The organism is Nocardioides baekrokdamisoli (genome assembly GCF_003945325.1).
Classification (GTDB): Bacteria; Actinomycetota; Actinomycetes; order Propionibacteriales; family Nocardioidaceae; genus Nocardioides; species Nocardioides baekrokdamisoli.
Genome location: NZ_AP019307.1, coordinates 503090 through 522403 on the forward strand (window position 1 = coordinate 503090; position 19314 = coordinate 522403).

A 19314-nucleotide genomic window follows, 5' to 3' on the forward strand; every position below is an offset into this window, starting at 1 on the left:
AGGCATGACGACCGGGACAGACCTGACCAGCGAACGCGACGACCTCATTGCCCTTCTGGGCACGCGTCGATACTTCCTGCGCAACACGCTGAGAGACCTCGATGACGAGCAGCTCGCTCGCAGATCCACCGTCAGCGAGCTGTGCCTCGGCGGATTGATCAAGCACGTGGCCATCACCGAGGACCGGTGGGCGCGATTCATGGTCGACGGCCCAGCTGCGTTCCCGAGCGACACCGGCGACGCTGCGGTCGCCGAGCACCAGGCTGGCTTCCGAATGGGTCCGGAGGACACCGGCGAGTCCCTGCTGCAGACCTACGCCGAGGTGGCTGCGCGGACCGACGAACTCGTCCGGACCCTCGACTCACTCGACGTCGCGCACCCTCTGCCGCCACGTCCGTGGTTCCCGCCGAACACGTCCTGGACGCGACGCCATGTCCTGCTGCACATCCTCAGCGAGACCTCCCAGCACGCCGGTCACGCCGACATCATCCGAGAGGCGATTGACGGCGCCAAGTCGATGGGCTGAGGTACGACGAACCGGGAGATTTTTTCGAACCATCTGTCTGGGCTCCTCCCCCGCCAACCTGGAGGACCGACGTACTGCATACCGCCGCGAGTGGGCTGCGCGTAGTAGTGCGGATGCTTCCTATTCTGCCGAGATCAGTGCGTTTCTCGACGGCGATCGATGGGTGATGGTCGAGCTACGTTTGGCTTGTGGGTGAAGCACAGGATCGTCTAAAGGCGCTGATCACAACCGAGTGGGGACCGGCTCTTCGTGAACTCGGGTTCAAGGGCTCGGGCCGCGTCTGGACGCTTCCGGACGAGCGTGACTGGGTCATGCTTGGGATCCAGACATCAACGGGAAGTACCTCACGCGAAGCCAAGTTCACCTTCAACCTCCTGGTCGTCGGGAAGTCGGTCTGGAGCGAAGCTTTCATCCACCGCCCATACATTGGCGCCCGACCAAACCCGAACGTGATGTCGGTCTATCGACTCCAACAGCGAAGCGGATTCCTAACCCACGGCGAGGATCATTGGTGGCTCCTCGCGGGCGACGGGTCAAACGAGAACGCCATCTCGCGTGAGGTCCTTGAGGCTCTGAGATCTGCCATTGTTCCCGCGATCATCAGTGAGATGGCGAGTCCTTCGCCAGAACCGCGCAGGTACTAATCCGTACCGATTCGCCGCGGAGCGAATTTCATGGTCTCTTCGCTGCCGATACGGCTCTGTGCAGCGCAGGTGCACCGGACCCCCCTATGACGGAGTCCAGTCCGGGTCGCGCCCAATGAATCCGATGAGTCGGTCGACTGCCGAGCGGTCGGCTCCGACATGCACCGCCGGGCCGTACTGTCCGCTGTCTCGCAGCATCGGCTCGATCGTCGTCATCCCGGCGAGCATCATCGCGGACGTCTCCTCGTCCAGCGGCGGGAGCTGTCCAGAGGCCAGAGCCAGATCCCACGAGTGCAGGAAGACGTCGCCCGTGTAGATCTGATCGAGCAGTTCAGCCACTGGTTGGGGTCCCATCGGAGTTCCGGAGATCACAAGGTCTGGCGAGTCGTCGAACAGTGCCTGGAGACGCGCGGCGTGCGAGGTCCACGCCGCCACCGGTTCCGATGGCACCGGTGGCAGGTCGATGCCGGCCGAGGCAAGGAACGCGGCCGGCCATGAGACCAGATGGGTGAGGACGTCGCGAGCGGTCCACCCGGCGACCGGAGTCGGTGCAGACCAATCGGTCACTCCAGCTACGAGGCCACCAAAAGCAGCTGCCCGATTGCGGTGGTTCTCAGCAGGACTCATCGCCCATCCGCCAAGAGGGCATCCAGCTTGGCGTACCCCTCGCGCATACCTAGGTCCATGCCGCTCCTCAGGATCGCATCACGTCCCTCGATGGAATCGACCAGCGAGGTCGCGGACAGTCTCGTCCGCCCGCCGGGCAATGCCTCGAACGTCACCGTTTCCAATGAGACACCGTCGGGCATTCCTCCCCAGGTGAAGGTCTGTGTCATCCGCCCGGGTCGGACAAGATGGAAGGATCCGAAGAAGGTCTGGACGTCCCCGTCGCAGTTGGTGTTGGTGTAGCGCCATGCGCCACCAGTACGCGCGTCCCATACCTCGATGACGGTCGTACGCGAGTCGGGACCGATCCAACGGGCGAAGAGTTCTGGGTCGGTATGGGCCCTCTGTACCTGGTCGGGTGTCGCATCGAACTCGCGGGAGATGCGGATCAGCGGGAGATCGGGAACCGCTTCGATCGTTGCTTCCAGGGTGCGCATCAGGTGGCCTTCTTTCGTGAGGATTCTTCGTCGGCGAGGTCCGCCAAGACGGAGTCCAGGCGGCGATAGCGGCTCTCTGCTTGTTCGCGGTATCGCTCGATCCATTTCGTCATGAGGTCGAATACCTCCGCTTCGAGGTGCACCGGACGGCGCTGCGCGTCGCGGCTGCGGGTCACCAATCCTGATCCCTCCAGCACCTTGAGGTGCTTGGAGATCGCTTGGAGACTCACGTTGTGGGGCGCCGCCAGTTCCCCCACGGTCGCATCAGCTGTGGTCAGACGTACGACGAGGTCGCGTCGGATCGGATCTGCCAATGCGCTGAACACTCGTGACAGTTGGTCATCCATACGAAACCGCCCTCCTCAACCCAATGGTTTAGGACGAGCATGTTCGCTTTCGTGATAGTTGTCAAGCATTTGGTTGCGAACAAGTCTTTCGCGAAAGAGCGCGTTTCGGCATTATCCGGTACTTGACTTCACCTGGTAGCAGACATAGTTTGGGCGTGTGCCTGAGAACAGCCATGACCCACAGCTCCTCAAGGGAATCCTCTCGGTCCTGTTACTGCACCTCCTGGCCGAGGAGGAGTCCTACGGGTACGACGTCGTGAGACGGCTGCACGAGATGGGGCTGACCGATGTCCTCGACGGCACCGTCTATCCCGCCCTGGCTCGACTCGAACGTGGGGGAAGGATCACGGCGCGCTTGGTGGCCTCGACCTCAGGCCCAGCGCGCAAGTACTACCGGCCAACGCCGGCCGGCTACGCCGCACTGTCCGAGGGCATCGCCTCCTGGGAGGGCCTCGTCGCAATCGTGAGTCGCCGGCTCCTTCAGCCCGTCAACCCTCCGTCAACGAAAGGCAACTGAAATGAGCGCCACCCTTCCCTTGCTTGACCGCCTGCGCATTGAGCGGCTGGTGTGGAGTCTCGACCAGCAGCTCTACGACCTCCCCCGCGCCACCCGCATCTCCACACGCCGGGAGGTACGAACGAACCTGACCGAAGCGGCTCAGGAGGTCGGCGCCAGCCAGGCGATCCGGAATGTCGGTAGCAGTCGCCAGCTCGCTGAGGGCTATCTCACGGCGCGCTTCGGGGATGGCCCTCGTCACTCATGGATCGCAGCTGTGGTGTTCCTCATGACGGCAACGCTGGTCGCGACGTCGCTCTTCACCGAGATTGCTCTCGCCTACGCCCGCGGCGTCTCAAACGCCGCTCCGCACATGACCGGAACGCTCACGTACGACGGCCTCCGCTACTTCCAGAACCACGTCACCTACACGTTCACTGACGGCCACGAGACTCATGTCGGAGGCGGGTTCAGCGTCGCCACCTGGCTGCTGTTGCTCTTCGGCACGATCCTGGTTGGCCGGTTGTGGCGAGCGATCCCGGCTCTGCGACGACGCTGACGCCGGTCACCAAAGGACCGTCGCTCGACGTCGGGCCAGGCCCCTACGTCGCTCCCCCGCCAACCGCGAACTGAGTACGCTGCCAGAGCACTGCATCCCTGATCGAGGAGCCCCGATGGCCGCGCCGTACCTGCTCACGTCGTCCACCGTCGTCCAGGCGCCGCTCGAGGTCGCCTTCGACGGGGTCATGAATGCTCCGCTCGAGGAACTGTTCCCCCATCGGGCTGGCATCATCCCGCCCGTCAAGGAGGTCACGGGCCAGGTTGGACCGTGGGCAACCGTCGGCCAGACCCGCAGCGTGATCACCGCCGACGGCCACAGCAACACCGAGACCCTCGTCACCTACGACCGCGCCGGCGGGAACTACCAGTACCGGCTCAGTGATCTCACCGGTCCGCTCAAGTCGCTCGTCGCCGGGGTCGACGGTCGCTTCACCTACGTACCCGAAGGCACCGGCACCCGGGTCACCTGGAGCTGGACCCTGCACCCGACCAACGGGCTCACGCGGGCATTCCTGCCGGTGATGGGCTTCTTCTGGCGCCAGTACGCCGCCAAGATGTGGCCGCTCTACGCGGCTCGCCTGTCGGCTTGACGCGTCCGAGGCGCAGCCGCACGGTCGCCTCGCACCGATGGCCCTCAACCTCGACTGGACACCGTCAGAACAGCCCATCAACGCAGACAAGGCCGACCCAAAGGTCGACCTTGCCTCACGATTCGGTGGGCGATACTGGGTTCGAACCAGTGACCCCTTCGGTGTGAACGAAGTGCGCTACCACTGCGCCAATCGCCCGAATCAGGTGGCAACGTTAGCGCACTCCGTCGCCATCGCCACATCGGCGTCGAACCCATCTGTCACACGCGTCACAACCTCACGACGCGCCGTCGTGGCGCCCGAATCGGGGTGGGTGCTGGGCGTAGGTTCGCAAGCACCAGACAAAGGATGACGATGAGGATGTCGGCAGAAGAAGCGCCCCAGATCACCACCTCCGCGGACGTGACCCCGGAGGGTCTGACACTCGCATCGGTGAGCCGGGATGGCCGCCGGATGCTCTTCGTGGACGCCGTGGGTCGGGAGTTCGTCGTCCCGGTCGATGAGCGCCTCCGCGCCGCCCTACCGCAGCCGTCCCGCCGAACGGAGACGCCGATGACGAACCAGCCGCCCGCCCTTCGACCCAAGGACATCCAGGCGCGCATCCGTGCCGGCGAGAGTCTCGAGCAGGTGGCTGCCGCTGCGGGCACCGAACCCGAGGCGATCATGGCGTTCGCTGGTCCGGTCCTCGCCGAGCGCGAGCACATGGCACTGCGCGCCGCGCGCGCCTCGGTCCGTCGCACCAGCGTCGCGGCCGACCCCGCAGTGCGTACGCTCCAGGACGCTGTGCTCTCGGTGCTCGGTCGGTTCGACCAGGAGTTCGAGGACATTTCGTGGGACTCCTGGCGCCGCCAGGACGGTCGCTGGATCCTGCTCGGCCACTACGAGACCACCGAACGCTCCGGCATCGCGCAGATGGCCTACGACATCCAGGGCGCATACGTCACCCCGGAGAACGACGACGCCCGCTGGCTCCTCGGCGACCTGCCGGCAGTTCCGGCGGCTCCGCCGGCCACGCCCGTACGCGACGAACTGCACAGCCTGCGTCAGCGTCGGCAGTCGGTCCCCGAGGTCGACATGTTCGCACCGACGACCGAGATCCAGGTCGAGGAGCCCACGGTCGAGGTCCGCGTGGATACCGCCGCGGCAGTCGAGGTCGAGGCCAAGCCGGCTACGTCCGCGAAGCGCAAGCGCGGTTCGATCCCGAGCTGGGACGAGATCATGTTCGGCGGCCCGACCGCCTGACACCCCAGGCTGACACCCCGCACAACGCAACAACGGGCCACACCTTCCGGTGTGGCCCGTTGTTGTCGGCTGCGAGGATCAGCTCAGTCCAGCGAGGCTGGAAAGGCTGTCCACACCATTCTTCAGGTCGAGCTTCGGCAGGCCAGCGCTCGACGCGAGCCCCGGCAGGCTGTCCATACCGGTCTTGAGATCAGTGATCGCTGACCCGCCGGTGACCGCGTCCTTGATGAGGTTGGGCAGGCTGCCCAACTTGTCTGCCAGAGCACTGATCGGCGTACCGATCTTCGTGCACAGGAACGACGAGTTGATGACGTGCTGCTTGACCTTCTTGGCGAAGTGGTAGATCGCGGCAGCTGCGGCAGCAGCCTTCAACTTCGCGCCAACACCAGCGAGATGGTCCTTCTGGAACGGCTTGTAGATGAACTTGTCGAACGCGACGTAGATGATGCCGAGGTCAGCAGCGATCTTCGCGGACGGCAGCGTCTCCAGGTTCGCCGTCGGGCAGTTCTGAGCACTGTAGGCGACGCCACTGGCGTCGGTCTTGGCCTTGGAGCCACAGGCAACCAAGCTGGTCATGAGTAGAGCGGCTACCAGAGCCACGGTGATGCGACGCATCTGAATCTCCCGGAAAGTGTGGGTCACGGACCCGCCCATCCTGCCGGGCTTTGCGTCTGCTGTGGAGCGTTTCGACCTAAAGGTTCTCTGAGCGAGACGCCTCCGCGGATCCCCCTCAGTCCACGAGGATCGGGATCAGCATCTCTTCCGCGGTCAGCGACCCGTGCATGCCGACCAGCATGCCTTCCTTGGGGAACTCACGAGCAGCCATAACCGCGTTCGTCCCGCGCGCCGCGACGACGACGTCCCCGATCCGAGGCGCCACGCTGTCCGCGATCGGCCCGAACCACTCCGTAGCCTCGGCACGGGTACGCACTTCGGCCCGCTCTCCGAGGACCGCACGCCAGGTCTCGGCGACGTCCTCTGCCGCGCCGCTGCGGGCGTACAGGTGCCGGAAGCGAGCCTCTCCCCCGAGCATGACCAGCCCGTCGCGCAGCGCCGGTTCGTCATCGACATCGATCCGATCCGCCAGCGGCGAATCGACCATGCCGTGATCAGCCACGACCAGCAGGCGTACGTGCGCGGGCAGCTCGTCACGAAGACGCTCCGCTTCGGCGTCGAGCATCGCCAGTTGCTGCAACCACTCCGCCGAGTTCACGCCGTGCTTGTGTCCGGTCCAGTCGAGGTCACTGTCGTACAGGTAGACGATGCCGCTGCGCCGGGACGCCTCGACGGCGCCCGCGATCCGCTCGCCGGCCCGCTCCGCCGCGACGAACTCCGCCCCGCGTTGGGAAACCGCCGTGAGTCCTGAGCCGAAGAACTCCCGCTTCGTGACGACCGTCGCACCCTTGCCACGGTCGGCGAGGGCACCGAACACGGTCTCGTGCGGCTGCCACCGATGCGGCTCCACGCTCGCCGGCCAGTGCAAGGCATTGAGGAGGTCGGTCGTGCCCGGGATGCGCGAGGTGTAGCCGACCACGCCGTGCGCCCCCGGCAGCAGCCCCGTGCCCAGGCTCGTGAGGCTGACCGCGGTCGTCGACGGGACCGTGGCGGTGCCGGGTGTCTCCATCAGGCTGGCGAGGTATGGCGCGTCCTCGGCATACCGGGTCAGTTGCTCTGCGCCGAGACCGTCGATCAGGAAGACGACGTACGCCGGGGCCGCGGGAAGGTCGAGTCCACCCGGTCGACCGCCCGGGACGCCGAGCGCCTGCACCACCGCCGGGAGCACGTCCGCGAGCGAGCGGATGCCGTACGCCGGCGTGATCAGGTCGGTGCTGAGCCCGCTCACGTGTCCCGCGTCCGTGCGGACACGGACGCGGCGAAGCCGATGAGTTCCTCGACCGCCGGGACACCGTCAGCGGCGGCCGAGACCCGCAGGGTGAAGTCGTCGCCACCGACCGTTCCGGTGTAGCCGTGGTCGGCATCGCAGTCCGGGTCACCGCAGCGCGCGGGCTCCAGGTCCAGACGCGACATCGAACCCCAGCTGATCGCCAGGTTCGCCTCGGCGAGACGGGCCGGGACGGTGGAGGTCGTCAGCCGGGTGACGGCAACGGAGGTGACAGCGCCCAGACGGATCGACTCCGTCGAGGTCGACGTGTACGGCTCGGGCAGCAGGTCGTCGCCGCCGTGCTCGTCGGTGTGCACCAGCACCAGACGACTGGGGGTCAGCACCAGAACAGTCAGGTGGCGGCGTACCTCATCGTGCTCGAACGTCGGCTCGTGGTGCACGAAGAAGGACTCGATCTCCTCCCCTGCGACGGCCTCGGCCACCGCGTCGGTGACGACGTCCGGGTAGTAACCGGTGCGATCGATCGCAGCGCGAAGCTGCGACTCACGCGACCCACTGTCGATGCTGCTCACGCGGACGAGTCTGTCACGCCCAGGAACCGTGCCAGGCCACGACGTCGGCCAGATCGGCCCGCGTGGTCCGGAAACCATTCACCGGCTCCTCGACTGCCGCGTACCCGAGCGACATGCCGACCGCGACCCGCCGGTTCTCCGGCAGACCGAAGTGGGCACGGAAGAAGTCGGCGTACCCGGCCAGCGCGGCCTGCGGGGCGGCCGCCAGACCCAGCGCCTGTGCGCCGAGCAGGAGCGAGCTGACGTAGATGCCGGTGTCCAGCAGGGCGTACGGACCCAGGTCGGCCTCGACGGTGATGAGGGCGACGTGCGGAGCATCGAAGAACTCGAAGTTGCGCAACATCTGACGGAACCGTCCATCGGCATCCGACTTCTCGATGCCGAGACTGTCGTACAACTGGAAGCCGCACTCGCGGCGCCGGTCGCCGTACGCGCCCGGAAACGCGGTCGGAAACTCGAAGTCGCTCGCCTGCGGCTGGCTCATCACGTACGCGCCGAGCGCCTCACGCAGGCGGCCGGTCTCCTCGCCGGACGTGACGATGACCTCCCACGGCTGGGTGTTGCACCACGACGGCGTGCGCTGCGCCAGCGCCAGGAGCCGCTCGATCTCCACCCTGGGCACCGGGGTCGGGGCAAACGCGCGGCAGGTCCACCGCTCATCGAGCAGCCGCGACAATGCGGCGAAGTCCGTGCTCATGCGGCCAGCATCATCCCGACGAAGAGCGCGCCGAGCGCCGTGAGTCCGGTGAGCGCACCGAAGATCGCCATCTGCTTCTTCGTCTTCGCGTGGGCATGGGCGTACGCCGTGCCGCCGGAGGCAAGCACCAGGACGTACTTCACGCCGAGGACTGCGGCCCAGGAACCGTGATTCTGGTTGTGGTCGGCGATCACGTTCCAGACGCCGGTGGCGATGAGGACGAAGAACGCCGGCCAGGCGATCCGGTTGAAGGCGTTCGCAGCCGCCTTCGGCACCTCCGCACCGGCTGCGCGGAGCGCCGGGACCAGCGCGGCCAAAGTGATCTGGCCGCCGACCCAGACGGTCGCCGCGAGGACGTGGATGAACAGCCGGAAGGTTTCCAGGGACAGCACAGGGTTCCTTAGGTGGGGAGGGTGTCGCCGCCGGCCGGGTTGAGCCGGCGTACGTACCAGTCCGAGCGCGCCTCCGTGGGCGGACGTACGCTCGCGGCGGCGTTGAGGACAGCGGCGCCGTCGGGGCCGACGAGGACGAGTCCCAGATCGATCGAGGCGATCTGGGGAAGGTCGTTCTGAAGCTGGGCGACTCGCAGGATCAGGCGCTCGACCGCCGCGACGTCGCCCGGGGTGCTGCCTCGGTAGCCGAACAGCATCGGCGCGGCCTTGACCTCGCGCACCATCGACGCGGCGTCGCTGTACGTGAGCGGCGGGATCCGGAATGCGAGGTCGCCGACCAGGTCGGTGAGCGGTCCGCCGATGCCGAACGAGACCACCGGGCCGAAGAGTGGGTCCTCCAGACTCCTGATCGTCACCGGGACACCCTGCGGTGCTGTGCGCTGGACGGCCAGCACGCGGTCGGTCGTCGCGAGCGCGCGCCACGCATCAGTCATGTCGTCGGGAGTCCCGATGTTGCGAACCAGGCGGATCTGGTCGGGGCGCTCGAGTTCCTCCGCGCCTCCGGTCTTGAGGACGACGTCCCAGCCGAGCCGGTCCCCCGCTTCGACGGCCGCCTCGACGGTGGCCGCCGGGAGCGACTGCCACAGATCAATCCCATACGCGCCCAGCAGGCGAGCGACCTCGTCGCCGGTGAGGTCGCCGCCCTGGATCATCCGACCCAGCGCCTCATCGAGCACCTCGCGTGCGGCGCGTACGTCGCAGTCGGCCAGATCGAGCGCCGGGCCGTCGGGCGTACGCAGCCAGATCGCGTAGTCGACCACGTGCGAGAGCGCGTGCACGGCGCTCTCGACGCTGGCGTACGACGGCACCGACCCACGTCCGGCGGTGGAGCCCGCGACGTCGGGGACGCGGAGAAGTTCGGGTACGCCCTGGGCTCCGAGGAAGGAGGAGACGATCGGCTTGTCCGACTGCTCCCCGACCGTCGCCAGCACGGTGGCGACCTCGTCGCCCTTGACGTTGAGCGGCGGAATGTAGACGGCGATCACCGCATCGACCTCGGGATCGTCGATCGCGGCGTCCAGTGCGTCCTCGAACTCCTCAGGAGTCGGCTCCGACGGCAGCGCGATCTGGCGGTTGACCGCAAGCCCTTCGGCCACCGCCGCGTCGGCCGCCAGCAGGCCGACCGCGTCACTGTTGCCGACGATGGCCACCCGTCGGCCACGAGGCAACGGTTGGTGTGCGAGCAACTGGGCGACGTCGAACATCTGGTCGAGGGTGTCCACCTGGATGACTCCGGCCTGCCGGAACATCGCGTCCACCGCTTCGGGAGGCGCGCTGATCTTGCGTACCGAGTGCCCCATCGGCACACCCTGGGTCGCACGGCCGGAGCGGACCGCGACGATCGGTTTCCGGAGGCTGACCCGGCGAGCGATCCTGGAGAACTTGCGCGGGTTACCGATCGACTCGAGGTACATCATGATCACCTCAGTCGCCGGATCCTCCTCCCAGTACTGGAGGAGGTCGTTGCCGGAGACGTCGGCACGGTTGCCGGCAGAGACGAAGGTCGACAGGCCCAGGCCGCGCAGCTTGACCTGCTCCAGGATCGCGGTCCCCAGCGCACCTGACTGGCAGAAGAAGCCCGCGCGGCCACGCGGCGGCATCGTCGGAGCGATCGAGGCATTGAGGCGTACGCGCGAACCGGTGTTGATGATGCCGAGCGCGTTCGGGCCGATCAGCCGCAGGCCGTACGACCTGGACAGCCCGACCAGTCGGCGCTGCCGCTTGCGACCGGCCTCGCCGATCTCGGCGAAGCCCGATGAGATCACCACCAGGCCGTGCACGCCCTTGGCCGCACAGTCGAGGACCACGTCGGGCACGACCTCCGCCGGAACGGCCACGATCGCGACGTCCACGTCGTCGTCGATGTCCTGGACCGACTTGTAGGCCGGGAGTCCGCTCACGGCACCTGCGGTCGGGTTCACCACGTAGACCCGGCCGGTGAAGTCACCGTTGACCAGATTGCGTACGAGCGTCTGACCGATGGTGGCCTCGCGACGCGAGGCACCGATGACGGCCACACTGCGCGGGTTGAAGAACCGTTGGATCGAGGCGGCTTCGGCCTCGTGCTCGCGGCGTACCAGTGCACTGACCGCGGTGTCGGTGACCGCGATCGGGAACTCGAGCAGCACGATGCCGTGCTCGACACCGCTGGTGACCCTGTAGCCGGCGTCCTTGAACGTCTGGATCATGCCGATGTTGTCCGGAAGCACCTCGGCAACGAACCGACTGATGCCACGCTCGCGGGCGGCCTGGGCGAGGTGTTCGATGAGGACCTGGGCGATCCCGCGCCCCTGCTCCGCGTCCTCGACCAGGAACGCGACCTCGGCGTCGCGCTCGCTGACCGCGTCGTACCCGCCGACGGCGATCATCCGTCCGCGAAGCGTGAGCACCATCGCGACGCGACGGTCGTAGTCGACCTCGGTGAAGGCGTTGAGCAGCGTCTCGCTCAGCGTCGGCATCGGCGAGAAGAACCGCTTGTACTTCGAATCGTCGGAGACCCGTGCGTAGAACTCGGTCATCAACTGCTTGTCGTCCGGCCTCACCGGACGGATGTGGGCGGTACGCCCATCACGAAGCAGGACATCGGCTTCCCAGCGGCTCGGCGCGGTCGGCGTGGTCACACCCAGGAATCTAGCCGCTCGCGCGGACGGCATGGCGACGGTGCATCGCAACCATTCAGGACCTGCGGCGCGTCGAGGGCACATACCCCTCCGCTGGCGTCATGTCCTGAATCGTTGATGACCCAGCCGAAGGCGCGGAACACCGGCCGTGGCTGCGCGGCGTACGCCGAAATATCGGTGCCCATTGGGAGAATGCCCCCTATGGCACGCACCACTCCCGCTCCACCCGAAGACTTCGAGGAGCACATCCTCGACATCGACGTCGGGGACGAGATGAGGTCGTCCTTCCTGGAGTACGCCTACTCGGTCATCTACAGCCGCGCACTTCCCGACGCGCGCGACGGGCTCAAGCCGGTCCAGCGCCGGATCCTCTACACGATGCACGACATGGGCCTGCGGCCTGATCGTGGTCACGTGAAGTCGGCCCGCGTGGTCGGTGAGGTCATGGGTCGGCTCCACCCGCACGGTGACAGCGCGATCTACGACGCCCTCGTACGCCTGACGCAGCCGTGGGCGATGCGTCTTCCGATGATCGATGGCCACGGCAACTTCGGGTCGCTCGACGACTCGGCCGCCGCCATGCGTTACACGGAAGCCCGGATGGCGCCAGCCGCCCTGGCGATGACGGCCTCGATCGACGAGGACACCGTCGACTTCAAGCCGAACTACGACAGCCGCGAGTACGAGCCTTCGGTCCTGCCCGCCGCGATCCCGAACCTGCTGGTCAACGGCACCTCCGGCATCGCGGTCGGCATGGCGACCAACATGGCGCCGCACAACCTTGTCGAGGTCGTCAGCGCGCTGCGTCACCTGATCAACCATCCGAAAGCCGACCTCGATGAGCTGATGCGGTTCATCCCCGGGCCGGACCTGCCGACCGGCGGCACCATCGTCGGCCTCGACGGCATCCGGGACGCGTACGCCACCGGCAAGGGGTCGTTCAAGATCCGGGCCACGGCGCGCATCGAGACCATCGGTCGCCGCAAGGGCATCGTGGTCACCGAACTGCCGTACATGGTGGGCACCGAGAAGGTCGTCGAGAACATCAAGACCCTCGTCCAGGCCAAGAAGATCCAGGGCATTGCCGACGTCATTGACCTGACCGACAAGAACAACGGCACCCGCCTGGTGATCGAGGTCAAGAACGGGTTCATCCCCGAGGCCCTGCTCGAGCAGCTCTACAAGTCGACCAAGCTCGAGGACTCGTTCGGCATCAACAACGTGTGCCTCGTCGACGGGCAGCCACGCACGCTCGGCCTCAAGGAACTGCTCGAGGTCTTCCTGGGACACCGCTTCGAGGTCGTACGCCGCCGGTCGCAGTTCCGTCGCAACAAGGCGGCGTCGCGACTCCACCTTGTCGAAGGACTCCTGCTGGCGATCGTCGACATCGACGAGGTCATCCAGGTGATCCGCACCAGCGACAACGCTGCGATGGCCAAGGAACGCCTGATCAGCATCTTCGAACTGTCCGAACTCCAGGCCGAGTACATCCTCGACATGGCGCTGCGTCGACTGACCAAGTTCTCCAAACTCGAGCTCGACACGGAGCAGGAGGACCTGCTCCGCACGATCCAGGAACTCGACGCGATCCTCGGCGACGACAAGCTTCTCCGGAAGGTCGTCTCCGACGAGCTCGGCGAGGTCGCCAAGACGTACGGCACGCCGCGACGCACTGTGCTGCTGGCTTCGGCCGGCACCGCCGTCACTGCCGCCCAGGCGGCGAAGATCCAGACCGAGATCGCCGACGACCCGTGCTTCGCACTGCTGTCCTCGACCGGCCTGCTGGCGCGTACGTCCGACGGCGAGGTCCCGGCTGCCGGCGGCCCGCGTGCGAACCACGATCTGATCACCTCAGCGGTCGCAGCGACGGCCCGGGGCGAGATCGGCGTTCTCACCTCGGGGGGCCGGCTGCTCAAGCTGTCGGTGCTCGACCTGCCGGCGATCCCGCCGACCGCGGGCGAACCGAACCTGCAGGGTGGCGTACCCCTCGGGGCACTGCTGTCCCTGGACATCGGCGAGCGCGCGCTTGCGATGTGTCGCCTGACCACCGACGGACCGGGTCTGGCGCTCGGCACCCGCTCCGGGGTCGTCAAGCGGGTCAACCCCGAGGTGCTCGGCAAGGACGAGTGGCCGGTGATCAATCTCGACCCGGGCGATGAGGTCGTCGGCGCTGTGGAACTGACCACCGGCGCCGAGACGCTGTGCTTCATCACCTCGGATGCGCAGCTGTTGCAGTTCAGCGCCGAGGGCGTACGCCCGCAGGGTCGCAATGCCGTCGGCATGAAGGGCGTCAACGTGGCGGCCGGACACCGGGTGCTGTTCTTCGGTGCCTTCGATGCGAACGACGCCGTCGTCGTCACGTCTGCCGGCTCATCCACCGCCCTGCCCGGGGTGCAACCCGGCAGCGTCAAGGTCACTCCGTTCACCGAGTACCCGCCCAAGGGTCGCGCCACCGGCGGCGTACGGTGCCAGCGGTTCCTCAAGGGCGAGGACACGTTGTTGGTCGCCTGGGCCGGTCCCGGACCTGCTCGCGCAGCGGCCAGCTCGGGCTCACCCGTCCCCCTCCCGGAGATCGATCCGCGGCGCGACGGATCAGGAGTGATCGTCGGTCAACCGATCGATGCGATCGCCGGGCCGGTCGGTGCCGGACTGTCCGGCTCGGGTCTAGTGTCGGAGGCATGATGCGTCGTCTCCTCGTCGTCCTGGTGGCCTCCCTCACCGCGGTCGTCCTGACCGCCTGTGGCTCTAGTGGATCCAAGACCGATCCGACGCAGGCGTTGCAGGCCGCCAAGGCTGCCCTCGACAGCACCGCCGGCGTCCACGTCACGATCACCTCGACGAACGTGCCGAGCGGTCAGCAGTCGCTGATCTCCGCCGACGGCGTCATCACCCGCAGCCCGGCGGCCTTCAAGGGATCCGCGAAGGTCAGCATCCAGGGCTTCTCGGCTGACGTCGACGTCACCGCCATCGGCGGCAAGATCTACGCCACCCACGTGCCGCTCGTCGGCTCGTACACCGGCACCCCCGGCAGCCTCGGCATCCCGGACCCCTCGAAGTGGCTCGACACCACCACCGGTGTGTCGACGCTGCTCACCCAGACCGCGAGCCCGACGGCCGCCGGACAGACCCGCACGGGAGCCAACAACGACATCGTCGTCACCAACTACACCGGCACGCTCACCTCGGCCCAGGTCGCCACGGTGATCCCGGTCAGCGGCACCGGCACCTTCCAGGTGACCTATCAGATCGGTAGTGACGGCAAGCTGGTCGGTGCGACCGTCACGGGGCCGTTCTACAAGGGCGCGACCAGCACGTACACGCTGACGCTGGACCAGTACGGCACGGCGCCGACGATCACCGTGCCCTGACCGTGGCGTTGCCCTCGGAAGGACCGGCGAACCGCAGGCCCTGGCCTCTGATCCTCGCGTCGATCGCCGTCGCATACGCCGCTGCCGACACCTATGTCGCGGTGGTCGCGCTGCAACCGATGATGCACAGCGTCGGCCTCGAGGAGACCCAGATCCAGAAGGCCGCACCCATCGTGAGCGGCTTCCTGCTCGGCTATGTGGCGATGTTGCCGCTGATCGGCAGGATCGCGGACGTACGCGGTCGGATCCCGGTGCTGCGCTGGGGACTGTTCCTGTTCTCGTTCGGCTCGATCATCACGGCCGTGGCGTACTCGATGCCCACGCTGATCGCCGGGCGCTTCCTGCAGGGAATCGGGGGCGGAGCGCTCGTGCCGGCCACGCTCGCACTGGTCGCGGATCTCTACCCGGCCGGCCGGCGCGCAGTGCCGCTCGGCATCGTCTCGGCAGTCCAGGAAGCCGGCTCCGTCCTCGGCCCGATGCTGGGTGCGGCGATCCTCGCGGTCTCGAGCTGGCGCGGGATCTTCTGGGTCAACGTGGCCGTCGGCGCGGCGCTGTGGCTCGGTCTCTCAGCTTCCGCGGCGCGTACGCGTCGTCGGGTCGACTGGATCGGGCTGGCACTCGCGATCCTGCTGGCGATCGGCGTCTACCTCGTGCTCCATCCGCCGATGTCGATCAAGCAGGACATCTTCTGGGGTGAGATCTACGTCCCCCATGGATCAAGTCCGCGCTGGACCACCGACGTCGGTCTGGTGACCGTCGGGATCGCCGTGGTGCTGCTTGCGTGGTGTCTGCTCGGCCGGTCGGCAGCGGTCAATCTGCGGGACTGGGCGCGGGCGACCCGCGAGGTCGACCTGATCGGCGCCGGGATCCTCGGGGTGTCGTTGGGCGGGATCGTGATCGCGTTCGCTTCGGCAGATCCGCAGATCCAGATGGTCAGCAGCACCGGTTGGATGTGGCTGGCCGGCAGCGCGATCGCTGCGGCACTCTTCGTGATCAGGTGCCGGGTGGCCAAGGCGCCGCTGATCCCGCGCGGAGCGTTGGGAGCGGTCCCGGCGTGGGGCGGCCTGGTGATCAGCCTGCTGGTCGGCGTCACCCTCGTGACCGCGTTGGTCACCGTGCCCGCCTTTGCGCAGACCGATGGGAACGACTCGCCGACCCGTGCCGCCTTCGTCCTGGTCAGGCTGCTGGTGGCGCTGCCGTTCGGCGCGTACCTCGGCGGTCTCCTCACCCACCGCACCTCCCCACGGCTCGTCGGATCCCTCGGTCTGTTGTGCGCCACCGTCGGCCTCTGGCTGATGTCGAACTGGCAGCACGGCGCCCTTGATCACGCCTCCGCGACGGTCGCCTTGGTGGTCGCCGGGTTCGGCTTCGGCCTCGTTCTCGCCCCCGTCAACACGGCCGTCCTGGGTGCCACTCCCTCCGATGTGCACGGCTTGGCCAGTGCCCTGACCGTGGTCGCGCGGATGATCGGCATGCTGGTCGGCGTCTCGTTCCTGACGGTGCTGGCGCTGCACACGTTGTACGCCGACGCCCCGTCAGTCGAGTCGGTCTGCCACAGCACGACGGTCTGCGACGCGTACGGCAACCAGTTGGCCGCCTCGGCCGTGACTCCGATGCGGGCGATGTTCCGCGGCGCGTTCTGGGTGGGCCTGTTCGCATCAGCGGCTGCCGCCGTCCTGCTCGGCAGGTCCCCGGCGCACCGTCCGGAGTGATCTACTAACGTCGTGGGCGTGTTCGACGACATCCTCAAGGCAAACGCTGAGTACGCACGCTCCTTCGACTTCGCCGGGTTCGACGGCATCGCGCGCGCGGGCGTTGCGATCGTCACCTGCATGGACAGCCGGATCGACCCGCTGGCGATGCTCGGCCTCAAACCTGGCGACGCCAAGATCCTGCGCAACCCCGGTGGTCGTGTGGACGACCTCACGCTGGACGCACTCGTGATCTCGGTGCACATGCTCCAGGTCAACCGGATCATGGTCGTGCCGCACACCCGCTGCGCGGTCGCGAGCAACAGCGAAGCGGTCCTGCGCGAGCGACTCGACGCCTCCGCAGGTCAGGACACCTCCTGGCTGACGCTGCCGGTGACCGATGGGCAGGACGCTGCGCTGGCAGCCGACGTCCAACGGGTCCGCGCCCACCCGCTGATCGGCGCCCGGGCCGAGGTCGGCGGCTTCCTGTACAACGTCGACAGCGGCCTGCTGACCCGCAAGGTCTGAGGCATGGCGGCCCGCTACGTCGCCCTGCTCCGTGGGATCAACGTGGGCGGCCGCAATCCGGTCAAGATGGCGACGTTGGCCAAGGGACTCACCGATGTCGGCCACCGCGACGTCCGCACGTACATCAACAGCGGGAACGTGGTGTTCACCGCTGACCAGGCACCCACCGAGAGCGAACTTGAGGCGCTCCTCGCCGAGCGCTTCGGCTTCGCGATCCCGGTGTTGCTGCGCGACCGGGCTGCGTACGCGGCGACCGTCGAGGCTGCACCGATCGAGTTCGCCGATGACACCCTGCGTCGCGACGTGCTGTTCCTCAAGGACACGACGACACCGGCTGAGGCCATGGCGGCGTTGCCAGACCTGACCGACGGAGTCGATCAGGTCTGGCCTGGCCCGCGGGCGCTCTATTTCGCACGGCTCGATGCCGAGGCATCCAGGAGCCGACTCGCCAAGATCGTCGGAACCCCGATCTACCGCGACATCTCCGCCCGCAACTGGAGGACGACCCGGACGCTGCTGGAGTTGCTGGACGCCTGACGGCGCCCGCTTCGGCCGACGCTAGGCCCGTCGGCCCCTGCCCAACAGGCTGCTGCTGGCACCGACCGCGACAACTGCCGCACCCACCTGCCAGACATGGCGCCACCAGTCGATGCCCTTGGTGGTGTTCTCCCAGTTGCCGTTGAAGCCCTTCTGGACTCCGAAGATCTTGTAGTAGAGCAAGCTGCCGACGAACATGCCGATGACGCCGGCGAGCACTGTTGCCCAAGCCGGGATCGTGGCGCGGCCCGGAATGAGGAGTTGGGCGATGCCGCCCAGGATCGCACCGCCGATGATCGTCGTGATCAGGAACCAGACTGTGTTCATTCCACGAATCCCTTCGCGTACGTCTCCCCGAGGAGACGAAGACCGAGGTGGCCTGAATTCGATGGTGCACCCTACTGACGGGTAGATCGCGGAAGCGTCCTCAGGCGTGTCTCAGGTCGGCGGAGCGAGCCAGCGGAGCCGATCCGCGCGAAGAACGGCCCCGTTGGTGATGTGTACGCCGGAGCCCTCGGTCACCGGCAGGCCCCGCAGCCAGGCGTACGCGGCCCGGATCGTGTCGCCGTGGGAGACGAGGACGACCGGACCCGTCGTCTCGGCGAGCAGCGAGCCGACCCGGTCGTACACCTCCTGGACCGTCTCGCCCCCTCCGACGCGTACGTGCGGGTCGAGCCAGTCGGGGTGATCGGCCATCGACCAGCCCTCCTCGTACGGCTGACCCTCGAGGGCACCGAGCGCGTGCTCGCGCAGTCGTTTGTCGAAGGTGACCGGGCACTCGAGAAGCCCGGCGATGATCTCTGCCGTCTCCGCGGCACGAACGAGGTCGCTGGACACGATCCGTGGACAAGCCCGTCCCGCGAGGTCCTCGAGGATCAGGTCGGCCGCCGCGTGCGCCTGGGCTCGACCCAACTCCGTCAGGCGCGGATGCATCGTCTGGCCCTGGGTCAGGCGGAGGAGATTCCACTCGGACTGACCGTGCCTGACGAGATAGACCGGTTTCTCCACAGGCCGATTGTCGCAGGGCCAGAACTGTCGGTGTCGCCGCGTACGGTCCTCGCCATGGTTCTCACGCACGGCCCCTGACATGCCAAACCCCCGGCTCATCGCCGGGGGTCAAGCGTCCGGACAGTCCGGACGGCACCAAGAAAGGAGAGGGCTTTGGTTGCCACCTTCGCTCTTCTCGTCGCGGTGCCCGGCGCAGCATGGTCAGTGATGCAGATCATCGACAGGCTGCGCCGGAAGTAGCGACGAGCCTGGTCGGCGGTTAGGCGCCGTCGGCCAGGTTCTTTCTGAATACGAGAATAGGCGCGAGCGGCAGGAGGCACAAGCGAGACAGCAGGCTCTCGGAAGGCCCCGGCCGGTAGGCTCACATCACTCCACGACTCAGGAACCCGATGCCTGTCCGCGAGGGCACAGTTCGGGGCGGTTCCGCCACTGTGAACGCGCGCAGTACGTCAGCACTGCAAGCGCAAAGCCAGACACTGACCGGGGAC

Annotated in this window: 22 protein-coding genes and 1 tRNA gene; 11 read left to right on the forward strand and 12 right to left on the reverse strand. The window is 67.2% G+C overall.

The annotated features are described in order from the left end of the window. The first annotated feature begins 4 nt into the window (after nucleotides 1–4). A complete protein-coding gene (locus KCTC_RS02320; RefSeq protein WP_125566395.1) occupies nucleotides 5–526 on the forward strand; it encodes a DinB family protein in 522 nt (173 codons plus the stop codon). Nucleotides 527–714: 188 nt separating this feature from the next. Further along, nucleotides 715–1170, forward strand: coding sequence for a DUF4304 domain-containing protein (locus tag KCTC_RS02325; RefSeq protein ID WP_125566397.1), 456 nt, complete (start codon nucleotides 715–717; stop codon nucleotides 1168–1170). A gap of 84 nt (nucleotides 1171–1254) precedes the next feature. Here KCTC_RS02325 and KCTC_RS02330 read toward each other — a convergent pair whose 3' ends face one another. From KCTC_RS02330 to KCTC_RS02340, 3 genes are read right to left on the reverse strand one after another with little or no spacing between them, the layout of a single operon-like run. Then, nucleotides 1255–1797: a maleylpyruvate isomerase family mycothiol-dependent enzyme gene (locus KCTC_RS02330; RefSeq protein ID WP_125566399.1), complete on the reverse strand. Its 543-nt coding sequence runs from the start codon at nucleotides 1795–1797 to the stop codon at nucleotides 1255–1257. Then, nucleotides 1794–2273 carry an SRPBCC family protein gene (locus tag KCTC_RS02335; protein WP_125566401.1) on the reverse strand — a complete coding sequence of 160 codons (480 nt, stop codon included), beginning with the start codon at nucleotides 2271–2273 and terminating at the stop codon, nucleotides 1794–1796. Before KCTC_RS02335 ends, KCTC_RS02330 begins: the two co-directional genes overlap by 4 nt. Continuing rightward, nucleotides 2273–2620: an ArsR/SmtB family transcription factor gene (locus KCTC_RS02340; protein ID WP_125566403.1), complete on the reverse strand. Its 348-nt coding sequence runs from the start codon at nucleotides 2618–2620 to the stop codon at nucleotides 2273–2275. Before KCTC_RS02340 ends, KCTC_RS02335 begins: the two co-directional genes overlap by 1 nt. Before the next feature lie 157 nt (nucleotides 2621–2777). On the opposite strand from KCTC_RS02340, the gene KCTC_RS02345 reads away from it, so the two are divergent. The 3 genes from KCTC_RS02345 (at nucleotide 2778) to KCTC_RS02355 (ending at nucleotide 4267) form a co-directional block, all read left to right on the forward strand. After that, a complete protein-coding gene (locus tag KCTC_RS02345; RefSeq protein ID WP_125566405.1) occupies nucleotides 2778–3137 on the forward strand; it encodes a PadR family transcriptional regulator in 360 nt (119 codons plus the stop codon). A gap of 1 nt (nucleotide 3138) precedes the next feature. Next, complete coding sequence (locus KCTC_RS02350; RefSeq protein ID WP_125566407.1) at nucleotides 3139–3675, forward strand: hypothetical protein; 537 nt, start codon at nucleotides 3139–3141, stop codon at nucleotides 3673–3675. A 115-nt stretch (nucleotides 3676–3790) separates the two neighbouring features. Further along, a complete protein-coding gene (locus KCTC_RS02355; RefSeq protein ID WP_164512441.1) occupies nucleotides 3791–4267 on the forward strand; it encodes an SRPBCC family protein in 477 nt (158 codons plus the stop codon). Nucleotides 4268–4393: 126 nt separating this feature from the next. Here the strand turns inward: KCTC_RS02355 and KCTC_RS02360 are convergent. After that, nucleotides 4394–4465 (reverse strand) — tRNA-Val (locus KCTC_RS02360). Nucleotides 4466–4627: 162 nt separating this feature from the next. On the opposite strand from KCTC_RS02360, the gene sepH reads away from it, so the two are divergent. Beyond that, entirely contained in the window at nucleotides 4628–5509 is an 882-nt protein-coding gene (sepH, locus tag KCTC_RS02365; protein WP_164512442.1) for a septation protein SepH, read from the forward strand. Between the two features lie 78 nt (nucleotides 5510–5587). Here the strand turns inward: sepH and KCTC_RS02370 are convergent, their stop codons facing one another. The 6 genes from KCTC_RS02370 to KCTC_RS02395 all read right to left on the reverse strand — a co-directional run bounded on the left by KCTC_RS02370 (nucleotide 5588) and on the right by KCTC_RS02395 (nucleotide 11694). Beyond that, nucleotides 5588–6085 (reverse strand): hypothetical protein, encoded by a 498-nt coding sequence (locus KCTC_RS02370; protein WP_125566413.1) that lies wholly within the window; start codon nucleotides 6083–6085, stop codon nucleotides 5588–5590. Between the two features lie 154 nt (nucleotides 6086–6239). Continuing rightward, nucleotides 6240–7352 carry an alkaline phosphatase family protein gene (locus tag KCTC_RS02375; RefSeq protein ID WP_125566415.1) on the reverse strand — a complete coding sequence of 371 codons (1113 nt, stop codon included), beginning with the start codon at nucleotides 7350–7352 and terminating at the stop codon, nucleotides 6240–6242. Further along, nucleotides 7349–7924, reverse strand: a complete 576-nt coding sequence (locus KCTC_RS02380) for a DUF5998 family protein (RefSeq protein ID WP_231998800.1) — start codon at nucleotides 7922–7924, stop codon at nucleotides 7349–7351. The genes KCTC_RS02375 and KCTC_RS02380 overlap by 4 nt, the downstream gene beginning before the upstream one ends. Nucleotides 7925–7937: 13 nt before the next feature. Continuing rightward, on the reverse strand, nucleotides 7938–8621 hold the full coding sequence (locus tag KCTC_RS02385; protein WP_125566417.1) for a nitroreductase family protein: 684 nt from the start codon (nucleotides 8619–8621) through the stop codon (nucleotides 7938–7940). Further along, nucleotides 8618–9013 (reverse strand): hypothetical protein, encoded by a 396-nt coding sequence (locus KCTC_RS02390; protein ID WP_125566419.1) that lies wholly within the window; start codon nucleotides 9011–9013, stop codon nucleotides 8618–8620. Before KCTC_RS02390 ends, KCTC_RS02385 begins: the two co-directional genes overlap by 4 nt. A gap of 8 nt (nucleotides 9014–9021) precedes the next feature. Next, nucleotides 9022–11694 (reverse strand): bifunctional acetate--CoA ligase family protein/GNAT family N-acetyltransferase, encoded by a 2673-nt coding sequence (locus KCTC_RS02395; RefSeq protein ID WP_231998801.1) that lies wholly within the window; start codon nucleotides 11692–11694, stop codon nucleotides 9022–9024. 201 nt (nucleotides 11695–11895) lie between these two features. On the opposite strand from KCTC_RS02395, the gene KCTC_RS02400 reads away from it, so the two are divergent. Genes KCTC_RS02400 through KCTC_RS02420 form a run of 5 tightly spaced genes read left to right on the forward strand, consistent with a single transcriptional unit; the run spans nucleotide 11896 to nucleotide 17818 of the window. Then, nucleotides 11896–14376 (forward strand): DNA gyrase/topoisomerase IV subunit A, encoded by a 2481-nt coding sequence (locus KCTC_RS02400; protein ID WP_125566423.1) that lies wholly within the window; start codon nucleotides 11896–11898, stop codon nucleotides 14374–14376. After that, the gene (locus KCTC_RS02405; RefSeq protein WP_125566425.1) at nucleotides 14373–15062 is read left to right on the forward strand and encodes an LppX_LprAFG lipoprotein; all 690 of its coding nucleotides are present in this window, start codon (nucleotides 14373–14375) and stop codon (nucleotides 15060–15062) included. Before KCTC_RS02400 ends, KCTC_RS02405 begins: the two co-directional genes overlap by 4 nt. A 2-nt stretch (nucleotides 15063–15064) precedes the next feature. Beyond that, nucleotides 15065–16774, forward strand: a complete 1710-nt coding sequence (locus tag KCTC_RS02410) for an MFS transporter (protein WP_231998802.1) — start codon at nucleotides 15065–15067, stop codon at nucleotides 16772–16774. A gap of 18 nt (nucleotides 16775–16792) precedes the next feature. Further along, complete coding sequence (locus tag KCTC_RS02415) at nucleotides 16793–17281, forward strand: beta-class carbonic anhydrase (RefSeq protein WP_331852195.1); 489 nt, start codon at nucleotides 16793–16795, stop codon at nucleotides 17279–17281. Nucleotides 17282–17284: 3 nt separating this feature from the next. Beyond that, nucleotides 17285–17818, forward strand: coding sequence for a DUF1697 domain-containing protein (locus KCTC_RS02420; RefSeq protein ID WP_125566429.1), 534 nt, complete (start codon nucleotides 17285–17287; stop codon nucleotides 17816–17818). 21 nt (nucleotides 17819–17839) lie between these two features. On the opposite strand, the gene KCTC_RS02425 is transcribed toward KCTC_RS02420, so the two are convergent. Continuing rightward, nucleotides 17840–18145, reverse strand: coding sequence for a hypothetical protein (locus tag KCTC_RS02425; protein WP_125566431.1), 306 nt, complete (start codon nucleotides 18143–18145; stop codon nucleotides 17840–17842). A 111-nt stretch (nucleotides 18146–18256) separates the two neighbouring features. Continuing rightward, complete coding sequence (locus KCTC_RS02430) at nucleotides 18257–18826, reverse strand: histidine phosphatase family protein (RefSeq protein WP_164512443.1); 570 nt, start codon at nucleotides 18824–18826, stop codon at nucleotides 18257–18259. Between the last annotated feature and the right edge of the window lie 488 nt (nucleotides 18827–19314).